The following is a 16,928-nucleotide window of genomic DNA, read 5'->3' as shown; positions in this document are numbered from 1 at the left end:
CCCTTCTCCGCGGACGCGGACGGCCCCCGGCGCTGCCGGGGGCCGTCGCGCGGAGGGCGCTAAGCGGCGCGTCGGCGCATCGCGGCGAGGACACCGCCGCCGACCGCCAGGAGCGCGGCGAGCCCCACCAGAAGGCCCGTGGCGCCCGTGCCGGTCTTCGGGAGGACCCCGGAGCCGCTCGGGGTCGCGCTCGGGTCGCCGCCGGGCTCACCGCCGGGGACGCCGTCGCCGGTGACGCCCCACAGGGTCGTGGTGCCGGAGACCTCGTTGCCGACCGCGAGCATCGGGCTCCCGGTCGGGGAGTCGGCGGCCGCGATGAACGCGATCGACTCGGGGCCTAGGTCGCCGCCGGCGCCCGCGGCCGGTTCGGCCGCGAAGTCGCGGTTGCTCACGTAGTCGACGAACACGGCGTCCGCCGGGTCGGTGACGTCGTACACCATGATCCCGCCCTGGCGCTCCAGGCCGATGAACGCGTACATGCGGTCGCCGACCTGCCCGACCGCGACGGCCTCGGGCTCGGGGCCCTTGTCGTCGGAGCGGTCGTCGGCGTCGTTCGCCTCGTTGTCGGCGTTGAAGTGCTCGCCCTCGACCGCGGCGAGGGTCGCCTCGAACGCGTCGCCGGAGTCGAACACGAGCTCGCCGTCGGCCGACCAGATCGAGAACGACCGGCCGCCGAACGAGTACAGGGCGTCGTGGCAGCCGGCCTCGGTCGCACCGAGCGTCGTGGTGACCTTCAAGCGGCCCAACGCTTCCGGGGCCTGGAGCGCGGCCAGGTCGGCGCCGCCGAAGGCGCCCTCGCACAGCTCGAGGTCCTCGACCCGGGCCTCCTCGGAGTAGTCGCCCCACTCGCGGACATCACCCTCGTTCGCGGTGACCAAGTACGTCTCCCCGCCCGAGGCGTACGCGTCGACGCCGTCGGGCAGGTACATGCCCCGCACCGGCCACGCCTCGATCCGCGGCCCGCCGTCCTCGTCGGAGGCGTCGAGACCGGCGCCGCCGGCCGAGTGGTCCTTCGTGCCGAGCGGGAGGATCTCGCTGATCGCGCCCGCGTCCAGGTCGACGACGGCGATCGCGTTGTTCTCCTGGAGCGTGACGTACGCGGTCGCGTCGTCGGCGACGGTCACGTACTCCGGTTCGATCGACCGCTGCACGGCGTCGGCCGCGGACAGGTCGGGCCCGAACACGCGGACGCCCTCGGGGAGCGTGTCCGCGGTCCACGCGGTGAAGTCGGCGGTCGCGACGGCGAACGTCGCCGCGTCGACGACCGAGACCGTCCCGGCCGGGTCGACGGTGTAGTCGTCGTTCGGCTCGCCCTCGTCGGCGGTGACGGCCTTCGACCCGTCAGGGGTGAACGCGACCGAGTCGGGCTGGGCGCCGACCCGCGCGGAGCCGGTGAAGGCGCCGTCGGTGTCGAAGAACGCGACCCAGCCCGGGTCGGTCTTCTCGGGCGCCTCGACGGCGGCCGCGACCTTCCCGCCGCTCACGGCGACGGAGTTGACCGTGGCGCCGTCCTGGCCGAGCGCGGCCGCGGCGTCGATCGAGGCGCGCTTGACGGGGGCCGCGGGATCGGACACGTCGATCACGTCGATGACGCCGGCCTCGGCGTTCACGGCGAACACCCGCTCGGTCGCGGCGTCGTAGGCCACGATCTCGGCGGCGCCCTCGGCGAACACGCCGGTCGCGTACGTGCCCAGGACCGACAGGTCGAGGGCCGGGTCGTCCTGCGCGACGGCGGGCACGGCGGGCACGGCGAGCGCCGCCAGCCCGACCGCGAGCGCGGATACGAGCAGTCGCTTCTGCACAGCGGTTTCCTGACTTCTCGGGGAACGGGGGTGACGGCCCCAGTCCACCGAGGAAAGAGGACCCGCCGCGGATGCGCAGGCGAACGGGGAGTGAACACCGGGTCGCGAATCGACGCGCGAGTAGTACCGGGGTACCGGTCGCGGGACCGGCCTCCTCCTCGGGAACGACCCGGAAATCGGTCCGCGCGCCCATGTGCGGCGGGGCCGTCCCTCATAGACTGAGGCGGTCCCCGACCCGCGATCCCCGATGGGAGCCCCATGATCACCGCGAAGGGCCTGTACAAGCGGTACCGGAAGACGGTCGCCGTAGACCACCTCTCGTTCGACGTCCGCCCCGGAGTCGTCACCGGATTCCTCGGCCCCAACGGGTCCGGGAAGTCCACCACCATGCGACTCATGCTCGGCCTCGACCACGGCGAAGGCGAGACCCTGTTCGACGGCAAGCGGTTCGGCACGATCCGCCGCCCCATGAACGAGGTCGGCGCGCTCCTGGAGGCGAAGCCGTTCCACCCCACCCGGTCCGCCCGCAACCACCTGCGGATGCTCGCCGCCGGCAACCGGATCCCCGACTCCCGGGTCGACGAGGTCATGGAGTTCGTCGGCCTCGGCGACGTCAAGCGCAAGAAGCCGAAGGGCTACTCGCTCGGCATGGCCCAGCGCCTCGGCCTCGCCCAGGCGCTCCTGGGCGACCCGCAGACGCTCCTGCTCGACGAGCCCACCAACGGCCTCGACCCGCACGGCATCCACTGGATGCGCGACGTGCTCAAGACCCTCGCGTCCGAAGGCCGCACCATCTTCGTCTCCAGCCACCTGCTGTCCGAGATGCAGCTCATGGCCGACGAACTCGTCGTCATCGGCCGCGGCACCATGATCTTCAACGGCGACGTCGACACGTTCGTCCGCGAGTTCACCCAGTCCCAAGTGGTCGTCCGCGGCCCCGACACCGGTAGCCTCGCCGAGACCCTCAAGGCCGAAGGCGCCGACGTCGCCACCGAAGCGGACGCGCTCGTCGTCTCCGGGCTCGAGATCGGCAAGGTCGGGCACCTCGCCTTCACCGCCGGCGTCGAACTCCACGAGCTGTCGACCCGCCGCGCCTCGCTCGAAGAGGCGTTCATGTCCGCCACCGGCGCGTCCGAGCAGTTCGTCGCCAAGGAACCCGTCCGCGCGGCCGACACCGCCGCCCCCGAAGGGAAGGCCCTCTGATGCTTGACGCCCTGCGCTTCGAGTGGACGCGGATCAGCACCCTCCGCTCCACCTACTGGCTCACCGGCATGGGCCTGCTCGTCACCACCGGCGTCGCCGTCCTCCTCGGCGTCGCCGCCCGCAACGAGCCGCTCGACGCCGAGATCCTCACCATGGCCCTCAACGGCGGCGCCTCCTTCGGGCTGCCGTTCCTGGCCGTGTTCATGGCGATCATCGGGATCTTCGCGTGCGGCCACGAGTACCGGCACGGCACCATCCAGCCGACCCTCACGTCGCTGCCGCAGCGGTCGCGGCTCATCCTCGCCAAGCTCATCGTCGTCGTCGCCGCGACCCTCGTCGTCACGTTCGCGTCGATGGCGATCAACACCCTGGTCGTCTACATCGTGTGGGGCGAGGCCCCCGGCCTGTTCGAGGACCCGATCGCGACCGCCCTCATCGGGTACGCGCTGTACACGCTGATCTACGTCCTCGTCGGCTTCGGCCTCGGCCTGCTGTTCCGCGGCGTGCCCTCGGCGCTGGTCGTGATCTTCCTGATGCCGCTCATCATCGAGTCGATCATCTTCGGCCTCGCGTTCGTCCCGGCCCTGGACTGGCTCGTGCCCGTCGTGAAGTTCCTGCCGTTCACCGCCGGCGCCCGCCTCATGGAGCTCAACCCGGCGCCGTTCCCGCCCGGGTCCCCGGACTTCGACCTGTTCTCCCGTTGGACCTCGGGCGGCATCTTCGCCCTCTTCGCCGCGCTGATCCTCACCGCGGCCTGGATCCTCTTCAAGAAGCGCGACGCCTAACACCCCGTCGCGACGGCAGCGGCCCGTGGCATCCGCCACGGGCCGCTCGCCTTCCCCGGAAACGTCGGTGCCCGGGGCCGCCTCCTACAGGGCCGCCTCGAGTTCCCGCCGCACCAGGTCGGCGGTCTCGATCGAGTTCAGGGCCGCGCCCTTCATCAGGTTGTCGGCGACGACGAAGAACTCCAGCGAGTTCGGGAAGTCGATCGACTGGCGGATCCGCCCGACCTGGGTGCCGCTCTTGCCGACCGAGTCGATCGGCATCGGGAACACCATGTTCGCCGGGTCGTCCACCAGGTCCACGCCGTCGGCCGCACCGAGCACGCGGTGCGCGTCGGCCACCGTCACCTCGCGCTCGAACGTCGCGTGCACGACCTGCGAGTGCCCGACCGCGACCGGTACGCGCACGCACGTCGAAGCGACCTTCAGATCCGGCAGCCCCAGGATCTTGCGGGACTCGTTGCGGACCTTCAGCTCCTCGCTCGTCCAGCCGTCGTCCTTCCAGCCGCCGACCTTCGGCACCACGTTCAGCGCCAGCGGCGCCCCGAACGGCGCGTTGAACTCGTCGCCGAGCACCATCCGCAGGTCGCTGCCCATGGTCCCGACGCCCTCGACGCCGGCGATCTTCTGGAGCTGCGCGTACAGCGCCTCCAGGCCCTCCTTGCCCGACCCGGAGGCGGCCTGGTACGACGCCACCGACATCGACACCAGCCCGAACTCCTCGTTCAGGGCCGCGAGCGTCGGGATCAGCGCCAGCGTCGTGCAGTTCGCGTTCGCGATGATGCCCTTCGGCCGGTTCCGGGCCTCCTCGGGGTTCGCCTCCCGGCACACCAGCGGCACGTCCGGGTCCATCCGGAAGTACCCCGACTTGTCGATCACGACGACGCCCTTCGCGGCCGCCACCGGCACCCACTCGGCGCTGACCTCGTCAGGCAGGTCGAAGTGCGCGATGTCGATCCCGTCGAACACGTCCTCGCCGATCGCCTGCACGGTGAGGACCTCGTCGCCGACGTTCAGCTGCTTCCCGGCCGACCGCGCCGAAGCGACCAGCCGCACCTCACCCCAGTTCCCGCGCTCCTCCGCGATGAGCCGGCGCATGATCGACCCGACGACGCCCGTGGCGCCGACGATCGCGACGTTCAGTCTGCGTCCCACGGCTACCGCCCCGTCCCCGCGTAGACGACGGCCTCTTCGGCGCCGCCGAGCTCGAACTTGTCGTGCACCGCCCGCACCGCGGCGTCCAGGTCCGTGTCCCGGCACACCACCGAGATGCGGATCTCCGAGGTCGAGATGATCTCGATGTTCACGCCCGCGTCAGCGAGCGCCTGGCAGAAGTTCGCCGTCACACCCGGGTGCGAGCGCATCCCGGCGCCGATCAGCGACACCTTGCCGATGTTCTCGTCGTAGATCAGCTTCTCGAACCCGATCGCGCCCTGGTGCTTCTTCAGCGCCTCGGTCGCCTTCGGGCCCGACTCCTTCGGGAGCGTGAACGAGATGTCGGTGTGGCCGTTCCCGGCCGTCGACACGTTCTGGACGATCATGTCGATGTCGATCTCGGCGTCGGCGATCACCTGGAAGATCGACGCCGCCGCGCCCGGCTTGTCGGGCACGCGCGTGACGGTGATCTTGGCCTCGGAGCGGTCGTGCGCGACGCCGCTGATGAGTGCTTGCTCCACGGGCAGCTCCTCCATGTAACCCGACACCATCGTGCCGGTCTTGGTCGAGTACGACGAACGGACGTGCAGCGGAAGCCCGTACCGGCGGGCGTACTCCACGGCGCGCAGGTGCAGGATCTTGGCGCCCGAGGCGGCCATCTCCAGCATCTCCTCGAACGTGATCGCGTCGAGCTTCTTCGCGTTCGAGACGATGCGCGGGTCGGCGGAGAACACGCCGTCGACGTCGGAGTAGATCTCGCACACGTCCGCTTCCAGCGCCGCGGCCAGCGCGACGGCGGTCGTGTCCGAGCCGCCCCGGCCGAGCGTCGTGATGTCCTTCGTGTCCTGGCTGACGCCCTGGAACCCGGCGACGATCGTGATGAACCCCTCGTCGAGCGACGAGCGGATCCGGCCGGGCGTGACGTCGATGATCCGGGCCACGCCGTGCGCGGCCGTCGTGATCATGCCCGCCTGCGAACCGGTGAACGACCGGGCCTGGAACCCCAGGTTGTTGATCGCCATCGCCAGCAGCGCCATCGAGATGCGCTCGCCGGCGGTCAGCAGCATGTCGAGCTCGCGGGGCTCGGGGACGGGTGAGACCTGCGCTGCGAGGTCGAGCAGCTCGTCGGTGGTGTCACCCATGGCGGAGACGACGACGACCACGTCGTCGCCCCGCTTTCGCGTGGCCACTACTCGCTCAGCGACGCGCTTGACGCGCTCGGCATTCTCGACCGATGATCCGCCGTACTTCTGCACGACTAGCGCCACGGGTTTCACCTCACTCGCTCATGTCTCGCGTGACATTTAGGGCGCCCTCACAGGGCGCCATGTCACCTTAGCTGCGTGTACCGGTGTGTCGCCAGGTCGTTCCGGGTGACGGGACAGAGAATCGGCCCGTGGCATCGAGATGGACGAAGCGGACGGTGGCGGCGCTCACGGCCGCGGCACTGGTCGCGGTGGCGGCGGGGTGCGGGACGGCGACGGCCGGGGTCGAACCGGAGGAGGCGCCGCGGCGGCACAGCCCGCAGGCGACCCTCATCGGGCGCGTCGCCCAGGCGCTCGACGCGGCCTTCACCGCCGAGTACGCCTGGTCGGAGGGCGGCACGGTGACGGTGTGGGCCGCGAAGGACGGCACCTGGCGGGTCGACGTGCCCGGCTGGGCGCACGGCGGCGCCGTCGACGTGTCGGTCGCATGGACGACCGGCGGGTTCTTCCAGTGCGCGGCCGACCGGTGCGTGAAGCTCGCGGGCATCACCGGGGAGATCCCGCGCGAGTACGACCCGCAGGTGCAGCGGCCGTTCACCGAGTGGCTGCCGCAGCTCCTCGACCGGCACCTGCCGTTCTCGGTCGCGCAGGACGGCGACTGCTTCACGCTGACCCCGAACACCGTCGTGGTCGACCCGCCGATCCCGCCCGGCGAATGGTGCCTCGACCAGGCCGGGCGGATCCTCTCGGTCGAGAGCGGCGCGTTCGGCTCCCTCGAACTCGCCGGCGAACCCGCCGAGGCCGCCGACACCGTGGACCTCCCCGGTGAGATCGTCGAAGCGGACCCGTTGAGCGCCAAGGCACCCGAGCCGCCCGCCCCGACTCCGGGCGCCACCGCGCCCGCGTCGCCGGCCCCCTCGGGGGCGCCCTCGGCCGCTCCGTCCGAGACCGTCGGCCCGTCCCCCGAGCAGGCGACAGGAGAGTAAGGAAAGCGACAGGAAGTGCCGTTTCGGCAGCTACGCGTGGCACCATGAACGATGGCGACGACGCTGACCGGCCCGGACCGGCGGCCCCGGCCAGGGGCCCCGCGGCGGGCTCCGCTGCCACCGAAGGAGCGCGCATGAACGCACCCATCGACCGCCACGCCACGACCGCGGTCCCCATCCACCCCCTGCTGGCCTCCCGCCACTCCACCCGGGCCTTCACCCCCGGCGTCGACCTCGGCGACGACCAGATCGCCGCGCTCCTCGAAGCCGCCCGCTGGGCGCCCAGCGCCGGCAACACGCAGCCGTGGCGGTTCCTCGTCGCCCGGCGCGACACCGGCGAGTTCAAACGCGTCCTCGACTGCCTCGATCCCGGCAACCGCGACTGGGCGTCCCACGCCTCGGCGCTGCTCGTCGCCGCCCGCACCGACGCGAACGCGAAGGGCCCGCTGCCGCACGCCGCATACGACCTCGGGCAGGCCATGGCGCACCTGACGTTCCAGGCCGCCGCCGAGGGGCTCACCGTCCGCCAGATGGGCGGGTTCGACGCCGCGGCGCTCGCGGCCGAGTTCGGTCTCGAGGCGCCGCTGGTCCCCATGACCGTGGCCGCGATCGGCGTCGCGGGCGACCCGGCCGGCCTGCCCGAGCCGGTCGCCGGCCCGGACCGGCGGGCCCGCGTCCGCCTCGGCATCGACGACCTGCTCATCCGCCCGTAGGGGCCCGTCCGGCATGGCGGTCCCGGGCGGCGGCGCGGTTCTCGGGCGCTGCGGGCAGGCGCCCGCGGGCGGTCCTCCCGAGCGGTGTCTTCGGGACGCGCCGTCCCACGATCCGGGCATCGGGATCGACCGTGTCCGGTTCCGCGGTGTAGGCTCGCGGGGTCATGCGGTATTCGATGCTCCTTATCTGCCGCGGCGGGGCCAACTAGGTCGGCTCCCTCGCCGCGGGTTTTCGCATGCCGGCTGGATCAGTCCCACAGGCTCAGACAACCAGCGACATTCTCAGGAGCATCCGTGACTTCCACGTCTTCTTCCAGCAGCACGGCCACGCCGTTCGCCGAGCGCGCGAAGCGCTACCGGCCGTACCACTCGCAGTTCAAGGTGGACCTGCCCGACCGCACCTGGCCCGACCGGGTGATCGAGCGGGCCCCGGTCTGGTGCGCGGTGGACCTGCGCGACGGCAACCAGGCCCTCATCGACCCGATGACCCCCGACCGCAAGAAGAAGATGTTCCAGCTCCTGGTATCCATGGGGTACAAGGAGATCGAGGTCGGCTTCCCGTCCGCTTCGCAGACCGACTTCGACTTCGTGCGGATGCTGATCGAGCAGGACCTCATCCCCGACGACGTCACCATCCAGGTCCTGACCCAGTGCCGCGAGCACCTGATCGACCGGACCTTCGAGAGCCTGCGCGGCGCGAAGCAGGCCATCGTCCACTTCTACAACTCGACGTCGACCCTCCAGCGCCGCGTCGTGTTCGGCCTGGACAAGGACGGCATCACCGACATCGCCACCCAGGGCGCGCGGCTGTGCCTGAAGTACCAGGAGATCCACACCCCCGACACGGCGATCCGGTACGAGTACTCCCCCGAGTCGTACACCGGGACCGAGCTGGACTATGCGGTCGAGGTGTGCGCGAAGGTCGCCGAGGTCATCCAGCCGACCCCCGACTGGCCGCTGATCGTGAACCTGCCCGCCACCGTTGAGATGGCCACCCCCAACGTCTTCGCCGACTCGATCGAGTGGATGCACCGCAACCTCCCGAACCGCGAGTCCCTGATCCTGTCGGTCCACCCCCACAACGACCGCGGCACCGGCGTCGCCGCGGCGGAACTGGCCGTCCAGGCCGGCGCCGACCGCGTCGAGGGCTGCCTGTTCGGCAACGGGGAGCGCACCGGCAACGTGTGCCTGGTGACGCTGGGCATGAACCTGTTCAGCCAGGGCGTCGACCCCGAGATCGACTTCTCCAACATCGACGAGGTCAAGCGCGCCGTCGAGTACTGCAACCAGCTGCCGGTCCACGAGCGGCACCCGTACGCGGGCGACCTGGTGTACACCGCGTTCTCCGGCTCCCACCAGGACGCCATCAAGAAGGGCTTCACCCACCTGGAGGCCGACGCCGCGGCCGCGGGCGTCCCGGTCGACGACTTCACGTGGGGCGTCCCGTACCTGCCGATCGACCCGAAGGACGTCGGCCGCACCTACGAGGCGGTCATCCGCGTCAACTCGCAGTCCGGCAAGGGCGGCGTCGCGTACGTCATGCAGAGCGAGTACGGCTTCGACCTGCCGCGGCGCATGCAGATCGAGTTCAGCCAGGCGATCCAGCGGCACACCGACGCGTCCGGCAAGGAGATCTCGACCGAGGAGATCCACGAGGTCTTCCGCCGCGAGTACCACCCGGAGTACCAGCCGCGCACGCGACTGGTGGTCGAGGACCACAACACGACCTACGCCGACGAGAAGCTGACTCTGGACGCCACGATCGTCCTGGACGGCGTGGAGCAGAAGGTCACCGGCACCGGCAACGGCCCGCTGTCGGCCTTCACCGACGCCCTGGCGACGGTCGGCATCGACGTGGAGGTCCTCGACTACGCCGAGCACGCCCTGTCGGCCGGGCAGCACGCCCAGGCGGCCTCCTATGTGGAGTGCGTCGTGAACGGCCGGACCGTGTGGGGCGCGGGCGTCCACCCGAACATCGTCCTCGCGACGATGCGCGCCGTGGCCAGCGCCTACAACCGCGCCTGACCCCCGAACCGGATCACCGCCGGGGCCAGAGGCCCCCGGCGTGGTCGCCCGGGCGCGTCGAAGAACCGACCGCCGAGCCGCGACCGGCGCCGCCCACAAGGCCGCGCACACGGGCCCGAACGCCACGAACCACCGGGCACCCGAACGCCGGCAGCGACCGAACAGAGCAAGAACCCGCTGGGGCGGGCCGCGATGCGGCCCGCCCCAGCGGCGTCCCCAAGTCATCCACCACTACGCCGACCAGCCGGAACACCGGATACACACAGCGTTATCCACAAGTAGGTTCTTCGCGTTCGACACTGACTGCCCCTGCCTGTTGTAGTGGATAGCAAAAACGTCATCAGCCGGACCGGCGGGATGGCGGCGACAGATGGGGATTCGCGAACGTCGCCATACCGAGACCGCGCGCGGGAAGCCGCCCGCGCGGCGGTCCCCGCCGGTCCGAACGCTCCGCGCGGAGCATGCGCGGGCGGCCGACCTGACGAGGCCGGCCGCCCGCAAGAACCACACCGGCCCGCACGCCGATGCGCTCAGACCTCGACCGACAGCCTGACGGTCACGGTGTCGCCCTCATCGACCCCGCCGGCCCGCTTCCGGACGGCCGCCTTCAGCGGGACGATGTAACGGCCGTCCTTGGGCCACAAGGAGGTCTCCCACGAGACCTCGCCGATCCACGCGGTCACGGGGATCATGCCCCAGCCGTAGCTGACGACCACTGACGCGGCCGCCAGGTCGCGGCAGCCGGCCTCCGGGACGGTCACGAAGTACCAGGGCGCCGGACCGCGCCAGTGCCAGACCTCGCCGCTGAACTCCAGTTCCATGCCCCGAGCATACGAACCCGGCCCGACACGGACCCCCGGTCGGCGGCCCGGGCGCGGCGGGGCATGTCGGTCCCGGTTCAGGGCCCGAAGGGCGGAGCCTTGGCCGCATTCGCAGTTGCGGCGCCGAACCGGAGACCCCGCGGGCCGGTCAGTCGGGGACGCTGACGCCGACGAGCCGGGCCCCAGTGGCGGTGCGGGGCCGGAAGGGGTCGTCGGGGTTGACGACGATGTAGCTGCCGGGGCCGAGTTGGCGGTCGCCGGTGGTGATCTCGCCGAAGAGGAGGTAGTAGCAGCGGCCCTGGCCCACGTGGAGGTCGGATTCAGGCCACTCGACGCCCGGGACGAGGTCGTAGAGCCACCCGGTGGAGCGGCCGGCACCCGGCAGGTGGCGGCGGATCACTCCCGGGGCGACCTCGACGGGTTTGACCGCGTCGACTTGGACGGCCTGGATGTCGTTGCGCGCCTGGTGCATGGTCCCGTTCATGGCTCGATCCTCCCCGGGAGGGCCCCGCCGCGCCAGTGACAGGATCGTCATCTTGGGGTACTTTCATGCCATGGGAGACGCCAAGGGACGGCATCAGGTGGTCGCGCTCGTACAGCCGCCGCAGGCCGAGTTCGAGCTCGCCAGCGCCGCCGAAGTGTTCGGGCTGGACCGGCCCGGGCTGCCGAGCCGGTACGGGTTCACGGTGTGCACCGAGCGGCCCGGGATCGTGCCGACCAAGACCGGGTGCGCGCTGTCGGTGAACGAAGGGCTCGAGGCGATGGCCGAGGCGGACACCGTGCTGGTCCCCGCTTGGGCGCCGAAGGATTCGCCGGCGAGTCCGGCGGTGCTCGCGGCGGTGCGGGCCGCGCATGATCGCGGGGCGCGGATGGTCGCGATCTGCACCGGGGCGTTCCTGCTCGCGGAGGCCGGGCTGCTCGACGGGCGGCGGGCCACGACGCATTGGCGGTACGCGGCGGAGTTCGCGTCGCGGTATCCGGCGGTGGAAGTGGACGCCGATGCGCTCTACGTCGACCTGGGCGACATCGCGACGAGCGCCGGGACGGCCGCCGGGATCGACCTGTGTCTTCATCTGGTGCGTTCGGATCACGGTGCGGCGCTGGCGTCGCGGATCGCCAGGCACATGGTCATGCCGCCGCATCGGGAGGGCGGGCAGCGGCAGTACGCGGTCGAGCCGGTGGAGGAGCCGTCGGAATCGCTTGGGGCGGTGCTGGAGTGGGCCTCCGAGCACTTGCACGAGCCGTTGACCGTCGAGGATTTGGCGGCGCAGGGGCGCATGTCGGCGCGGACGCTCGCGCGGCGGTTCGACGAGCAGCTCGGGACGAGCCCGGGGAAGTGGCTGCTGTCGCAGCGGATCTCGGCGGCGCAGGCGCTGCTCGAGGACACCGACCTGCCGATCGAGTCGATCGCGGGGAGGGTCGGCCTGTCGTCGGCGCTGAACCTGCGCCGGCGGTTCCGGGACCGCCTCGGGACGACGCCCGCCGCGTACCGGAGGGCCTTCGGCCGGGAGGCCGTCAGGGCGGGCTGACACCGAGGGCCGGCTCCCGCGGGGGCGCGGAGTGTCGCATCGCTCTGGTACAACCGAACGGTGTCGAGCCCTCGTGAACCCTTGAGCGCCTTCCGCACCGTGCTGAAGCGCGGCGGCGGTGAGCGGCCCACCTTCCCGCTGTCCGTGCACGTGCTGCTGATGGTCGTGTTCGCGGCCCTGGTGCTGTCGGGCCTGCTGTGGCTGCTCACCAGCGACCAGACGTCGCCGCTCAGCCCGGACCCGAACGACCGCACCACGCTCGAGGTCATCCGCTTGTCGCTGTATGCGATCGCGGGCATCGGCGGGGTCATCGCCCTCACGGTCGCCTACCGCCGGCAGCGGATCATCGAGGCCACCGAGATCCGGGAGGCCACGAAGCTGTTCAACGAGCGCTTCGCGTCGGCGGCCGAGCAGCTCTCGTCGCAGCGGGCCGCGAACCGGCTCGCCGGGGTGTACGCGATGGCGGCGCTCGCCGACGACTGGGACGCGGGCCGCCAGACCTGCATCAACGTCCTGTGCGCGTATGTGCGCCTGCCGTACGAGACGCCGCCGTTCCGCCACGAGCGCGAAGCGGTCGGCGACCCGGAGCGGTTCCGGCCGGTCCTGGAGGAGCGGCTGGTCCGGCATTCGGTCCTGAACGTGATCGGCGGCCGGCTGCGCCGCGCGCCGATCCCCGGGCGGACCTGGCACCAGCACGACTTCGACTTCACCGGCACGAACCTCGACGGCGGGAACCTCAACGACGCCTTGTTCCTCGGCCGGGTCTCGTTCGCGTTCGGGCGGTTCACGGCCGGCACGATCGACTTCTCGCGGGTCCGGTTCGAAGGCCCGGTGGACTTCAACCGGGCGCGGTTCCTCGGGGCGCGGCTGCGGTTCGCGGAGGCGCGGTTCGCCGGGCCGGTGCTGCTGTCGGAGACGACCGTGGCGGGCGGCGCGCTCGATTTCAGCTCGGCGCATTTCACCCGCGACGTGTCGTTCGAAGGGACGGCGTTCACGGGCGGCCAGGTGCATTTCGCGAAGACGGTCTGCTCCTCGCCGGTCCTGGGCGCCCGCCCGGTCCTGGACTTCAGCGGCGCCAGCTTCACCGGGACCGCGGTCGTCTTCGACCGGCCCGACATCGCCGCCGCGACCCTGGACTTCTCGCGGGTCGCCGACTGGTCGCATCCGCCCGTGCTCAACCTGGCCGAGGAGCAGGACGCCGTGAGACTCCCTGAGCGCGAGGCGGACCGGTGACCAGGACGACGCCGCCGCGGCCCTACGACCTGCTCGACCTGTTCCCCGGACTGGCCGGGTACGGGCGGCCGGCGGTCCGCCTGCACCCGCGGCGCGGCGAACCGGCCGCCGAGGACGGCTCGATCGGCGGGCCGCTGCTGTGGCCGGCCGAAGAGCCTTGGCCCGTATGCGGACTGGAGCACGAGGACTGCGCCGACGAGCCGTTCGCGTACACGCTCGCGTGGCGCGCCTACCTCGAGGACCGCGACCGGCGGGAGCGGGAGGGCGACCTCGACTGGGACGTCGAGCGGCGCCGCGCCGACGAACTCGAGGCCCGGTTCGACTCCGAAGAGGACGGTGAGGGCGACGCCACGGCACCGCCGCTGATCCCGCTGGCGCAGTTGTACTACCGCGACGTGCCGGGCCTGCCCTGGCCGGAGCGGTACGACCTGCTCCAGCTCCTCTGGTGCCCGCGCGACCACCCCGACGCCGAGACGCCGTACAACCCGGTGTTCCAGGTGCGCTGGCGCTCAAGCCGATCCGTCGGGGCGGTGCTCGACGACCCTCCCCGGCCGCTGGTCTGCAACGGCGACTACGTGCCGAGCCCGTGCGTGCTCCACCCGGAGGTCGTCACCGAGTATCCGCCCAATGAGGACCTTCCGGGCGCGCTCGCGGACGCGATCGGCGAGTGGACCGAGCGGATCGGCGACCCCGCCGCGTACGACTGCGCGATCTCGGCGGCGCCCGGCTGGAAGGCGGTCGGGTACGGCGGCATCTGGGGCGTCGTCGACCCGTACCCGGTCGAGTGCGACTGCGGCGAGCGGCAACTGCCGCTCTTCACGGCGGCCTCGGGCGAGTTCGACGGCGGCACCGGGACTTGGAGGCCGGTCGAGGACGCCGAGGCGGGCCGGGAGGCCGCCGACCCGGTCAAGGTCGTCATCGGCCGGGGTTACACGCTGCAGCTCTACTACTGCCCCGCGTCCGAGGACCACCCCAACCGGACCGCGATGTTCTGAACCCGCGCGCAGCGCTCCACGGCCCGGCGCGGCAACGATCGGGCCGCCGGGGTCACTCGGCCTGCTGCGCGGACGGTTCCGCGCGCCGCCGCCTTGCCATGGCCGGGATAACCGGGGGCAGCCCTCGGCAGGCGGCACGGCGCGGTAGCTCCGCCATGGCGGTGATGAGGCCGACCGTCCGGTACAGGGCGATGATCGCCGCGGGCCAGGCGACCGCCATGCCGCCGAGCGCGGCGGATCCGCAGAGCAGGGCGGTGATCAGGTAGCCGAGGAGGCTCAGGGTGAACACGGCGGCGGAAGGGCGGTGGAGCCGCTTCGACCGTCTGCTGATCTCGCGCAGTCCCACGAAGTTGAGCGGCAGGAGCAGGACCGCGAAGGCCGCCGTGTTGTAGATCGCGTCCTCCATAGTGAACAATTCGGCGGTCGCGCCGTACACGTCGACGAGGAATGCGCCGATCCCGGCGAAGTAGACGAAGGTGAGCACGGGATCGAGCGCCGAGGTGGCGCGGTAGCGGGTCCGTAGGTCCGCGAACGGCACGAAGTGAGGGCAGTCTTCGCGGCGATAGGGAAGCTGCGGCGCCGGTGCCACCCAAGCCGACTGGGCAGGCGGTGCCGCCCAGCCCGGATGGGCGGGCCCGGCTGCCGGCGCCGCCGGGACCGGGTACGGGTGCGCGAGCAGTTCGGCGAACCGGGGCGGGAAACCCGGATGGCTGCGGCAGGTGCTCCGGTCGTACAGCAGGCCGTAGAGGACCAGGAGGAGCCAGAGGACGGGAAGCGCGACGACCACGAGCAGGACCGCCCAGTACTGGGCGGTCTGGTAACCGAGGAGCACGGAGCCGACTGCCCAGCAGAGGATGCCGATCCCATCGGTCCACAGGGCGGTGAGCGTCGGCCGGTGCAGTCGGGCCCAGGTCCGGCGCAGCGCCCTGGTGCCGACCGCGGTAAAGATCGATCCGCTGACGAGGAGCGAGAAGATCACGGGCCCCGTCTCGCCGGAAGTGGCGGAGAGCAGGTGCGTCAAAGCGATCATCACCGCCGTGCCCTGCGCCAGGCTGTTCACGGCGAATGCGGCCAGGCTGCTCGCGTACAGGAACCGCCCCGCGGGCCGGAGGTCGCGGAAGCGGACCCGGTGCGGGCACGGGAGATCGAGCTGCGGCACCGGCACGGGCGCCGTCGACCGGATGTGGCCGTCGGCGGCCGGGCCGCCGGGCTCGACCGTGATGACCGGGTCGACGAGCCGGGGCGAACCGGATTCGTCATCCATAAAGGGGCTTTCAGTTGTGTAAAGGGCAAGGTCCCGGCCTCAGGGGCGGGCGGGGCGTTGCGAATTCTAAGGTCGCGGGTTCGCGGGCGTCAAGGGGCGAGCCAGGCGAGGGCGCGGGCCGGGAGGGCGGGGTCATCGTCGCAGGTTTCCCGGGGGGCGAGGACGGCGCGGAGGTAGACGAGGATGGCCGCGACGGCGCCGGAAGGGAGCGCGGCGAGGGCGGCGACGGGCATGTCGACCCACAGCCCGGTCAGGAGCAGCGCGGTGGCGGTCAGGAGCGTTCCGGCGATGGCGAGCCACGCGACGGGGGCCTCGGGTCGGTGGAGGCGCCGCCAGGTGCCGACGAGCGCGAAGACGCCGATCATGCCGAACATCGCGCCGAGGACGAGCAGGGCGCCGTTGACGACGGGGACGGTGCCGCTGATCTCGGCGCCGATCGAAAGCAGGAAGCCGCCGATGAAGAGCGCGAGGAGCTGGACGGCGCCGGCGGCGGCGACCGCGAGGAGGCCGGCCGCGTAGAGCAGGCGGCCGCCGGTGGTGAGGTCGCGGACGCGGACGCGGTGGCGGCAGTCCTCGGAGGACTCTTCCAGGGCCGCTTCACCGGCAGGGTCCGTACGAGGGCCGGCGGGGTGGGGGCCGACCGGGCGCGGGATGCCCGGTTCGACGGTGATTCGGAGGTCGTTTCGGGACCCCTCGTCCTCCTCGGCCGTCGGCTCCGCAGTCCGCCCGGTGGTCCGCCCGGCAGTCCACTCATCGGTGGGCTCGGCGGCGCGGTCGTCTTCGCGACCGGTGGCGCCCTCCGCGACGCGGTCGCCTTCGGGACCGGCGCTCCCTTCGGCGGTGTGGTCGTTCTCCGGGACACCGGCATGGGCGTCTTCGCGGCCGGCGGCGCGCTCCGCAGCGCGGTCCTCCACGCGGTCGGCACTCCGGTCGACGGTCTGGTCGTCCGCGCGGACATCTGCGCGGTCCTCCTCGCGACCGGCGTTCCGGTCGGCGGCACGGTCGTCCGCGTGGACACCGGTGCGTTCGTCTGCGCGAGTGTCGGCGCGGCCGGCGCCGTCGCCGCCGGTGGGCTCGCCCGTGCGATCGCCGGCGTGTTCGCCGCCGGGCTCGCCCGCGTGTTCGCCGGCCTCGCCGGAGTGTGCATCCGCGGGTGTCGCGCGTTCGTCCGTGGCTTCGTGATCCATTGGGGCGCTTCCGGTTTCGGAGGGGTGC

At 71.9% G+C, this 16,928-nt stretch carries 15 protein-coding genes; 8 read left to right on the top strand and 7 right to left on the bottom strand.

Translation table 11 applies throughout. The annotated features are described in order from the left end of the window. Nucleotides 1-59 precede the first annotated feature (59 nt). Nucleotides 60-1,802 carry a choice-of-anchor I family protein gene (locus GFD30_RS20725; RefSeq protein ID WP_322633462.1) on the bottom strand — a complete coding sequence of 581 codons (1,743 nt, stop codon included), beginning with the start codon at nt 1,800-1,802 and terminating at the stop codon, nt 60-62. Between the two features lie 258 nt (nt 1,803-2,060). Here GFD30_RS20725 and GFD30_RS20720 point away from each other — a divergent pair, with 258 nt between their 5' ends. Both GFD30_RS20720 and GFD30_RS20715 read left to right on the top strand, forming a co-directional pair. Then, nucleotides 2,061-3,005: an ATP-binding cassette domain-containing protein gene (locus GFD30_RS20720; protein WP_153027082.1), complete on the top strand. Its 945-nt coding sequence runs from the start codon at nt 2,061-2,063 to the stop codon at nt 3,003-3,005. Continuing rightward, nucleotides 3,005-3,790 carry an ABC transporter permease subunit gene (locus GFD30_RS20715; protein ID WP_153027081.1) on the top strand — a complete coding sequence of 262 codons (786 nt, stop codon included), beginning with the start codon at nt 3,005-3,007 and terminating at the stop codon, nt 3,788-3,790. Before GFD30_RS20720 ends, GFD30_RS20715 begins: the two co-directional genes overlap by 1 nt. An 84-nt stretch (nt 3,791-3,874) precedes the next feature. Here GFD30_RS20715 and GFD30_RS20710 read toward each other — a convergent pair whose 3' ends face one another. Together GFD30_RS20710 and GFD30_RS20705 are read right to left on the bottom strand one after the other, a co-directional pair. Further along, the gene (locus GFD30_RS20710; RefSeq protein ID WP_322633461.1) at nt 3,875-4,942 is read right to left on the bottom strand and encodes an aspartate-semialdehyde dehydrogenase; all 1,068 of its coding nucleotides are present in this window, start codon (nt 4,940-4,942) and stop codon (nt 3,875-3,877) included. A 2-nt stretch (nt 4,943-4,944) separates the two neighbouring features. Further along, nucleotides 4,945-6,210, bottom strand: a complete 1,266-nt coding sequence (locus GFD30_RS20705) for an aspartate kinase (protein ID WP_322633460.1) — start codon at nt 6,208-6,210, stop codon at nt 4,945-4,947. A gap of 128 nt (nt 6,211-6,338) precedes the next feature. On the opposite strand from GFD30_RS20705, the gene GFD30_RS20700 reads away from it, so the two are divergent. The 3 genes from GFD30_RS20700 to leuA all read left to right on the top strand — a co-directional run bounded on the left by GFD30_RS20700 (nt 6,339) and on the right by leuA (nt 9,871). Continuing rightward, nucleotides 6,339-7,133, top strand: a complete 795-nt coding sequence (locus GFD30_RS20700; protein ID WP_153027080.1) for a hypothetical protein — start codon at nt 6,339-6,341, stop codon at nt 7,131-7,133. Between the two features lie 134 nt (nt 7,134-7,267). Further along, nucleotides 7,268-7,846 (top strand): nitroreductase family protein, encoded by a 579-nt coding sequence (locus tag GFD30_RS20695; RefSeq protein ID WP_194202043.1) that lies wholly within the window; start codon nt 7,268-7,270, stop codon nt 7,844-7,846. Between the two features lie 294 nt (nt 7,847-8,140). Then, entirely contained in the window at nt 8,141-9,871 is a 1,731-nt protein-coding gene (leuA, locus tag GFD30_RS20690) for a 2-isopropylmalate synthase (RefSeq protein WP_322633459.1), read from the top strand. Nucleotides 9,872-10,401: 530 nt separating this feature from the next. Here leuA and GFD30_RS20685 read toward each other — a convergent pair. Both GFD30_RS20685 and GFD30_RS20680 read right to left on the bottom strand, forming a co-directional pair. Next, nucleotides 10,402-10,692 carry a DUF1905 domain-containing protein gene (locus tag GFD30_RS20685; protein ID WP_153027078.1) on the bottom strand — a complete coding sequence of 97 codons (291 nt, stop codon included), beginning with the start codon at nt 10,690-10,692 and terminating at the stop codon, nt 10,402-10,404. Nucleotides 10,693-10,840: 148 nt separating this feature from the next. Continuing rightward, the gene (locus GFD30_RS20680) at nt 10,841-11,176 is read right to left on the bottom strand and encodes a hypothetical protein (protein ID WP_227996757.1); all 336 of its coding nucleotides are present in this window, start codon (nt 11,174-11,176) and stop codon (nt 10,841-10,843) included. Between the two features lie 70 nt (nt 11,177-11,246). Between GFD30_RS20680 and GFD30_RS20675 the strand changes: the two genes are divergently transcribed. From GFD30_RS20675 to GFD30_RS20665, 3 genes are read left to right on the top strand one after another with little or no spacing between them, the layout of a single operon-like run. Then, nucleotides 11,247-12,221 (top strand): GlxA family transcriptional regulator, encoded by a 975-nt coding sequence (locus GFD30_RS20675; RefSeq protein WP_153027077.1) that lies wholly within the window; start codon nt 11,247-11,249, stop codon nt 12,219-12,221. A gap of 60 nt (nt 12,222-12,281) precedes the next feature. Beyond that, nucleotides 12,282-13,454: a pentapeptide repeat-containing protein gene (locus GFD30_RS20670; protein WP_194202042.1), complete on the top strand. Its 1,173-nt coding sequence runs from the start codon at nt 12,282-12,284 to the stop codon at nt 13,452-13,454. Beyond that, entirely contained in the window at nt 13,451-14,449 is a 999-nt protein-coding gene (locus tag GFD30_RS20665) for a hypothetical protein (protein ID WP_153027075.1), read from the top strand. The genes GFD30_RS20670 and GFD30_RS20665 overlap by 4 nt, the downstream gene beginning before the upstream one ends. 52 nt (nt 14,450-14,501) lie before the next feature. Here the strand turns inward: GFD30_RS20665 and GFD30_RS20660 are convergent, their stop codons facing one another. Then, nucleotides 14,502-15,713: a hypothetical protein gene (locus GFD30_RS20660; protein ID WP_153027074.1), complete on the bottom strand. Its 1,212-nt coding sequence runs from the start codon at nt 15,711-15,713 to the stop codon at nt 14,502-14,504. Between the two features lie 89 nt (nt 15,714-15,802). After that, nucleotides 15,803-16,900 carry a hypothetical protein gene (locus GFD30_RS20655; protein WP_153027073.1) on the bottom strand — a complete coding sequence of 366 codons (1,098 nt, stop codon included), beginning with the start codon at nt 16,898-16,900 and terminating at the stop codon, nt 15,803-15,805. Between the last annotated feature and the right edge of the window lie 28 nt (nt 16,901-16,928).

It is taken from the genome of Glycomyces albidus (genome assembly GCF_009451885.1).
GTDB classification, from domain to species: domain Bacteria; phylum Actinomycetota; class Actinomycetes; order Mycobacteriales; family Micromonosporaceae; genus Glycomyces; species Glycomyces albidus.
The sequence above is the reverse complement of the archived record's forward strand: the minus strand, read 5'-3'. Positions and strand labels throughout refer to the sequence as shown.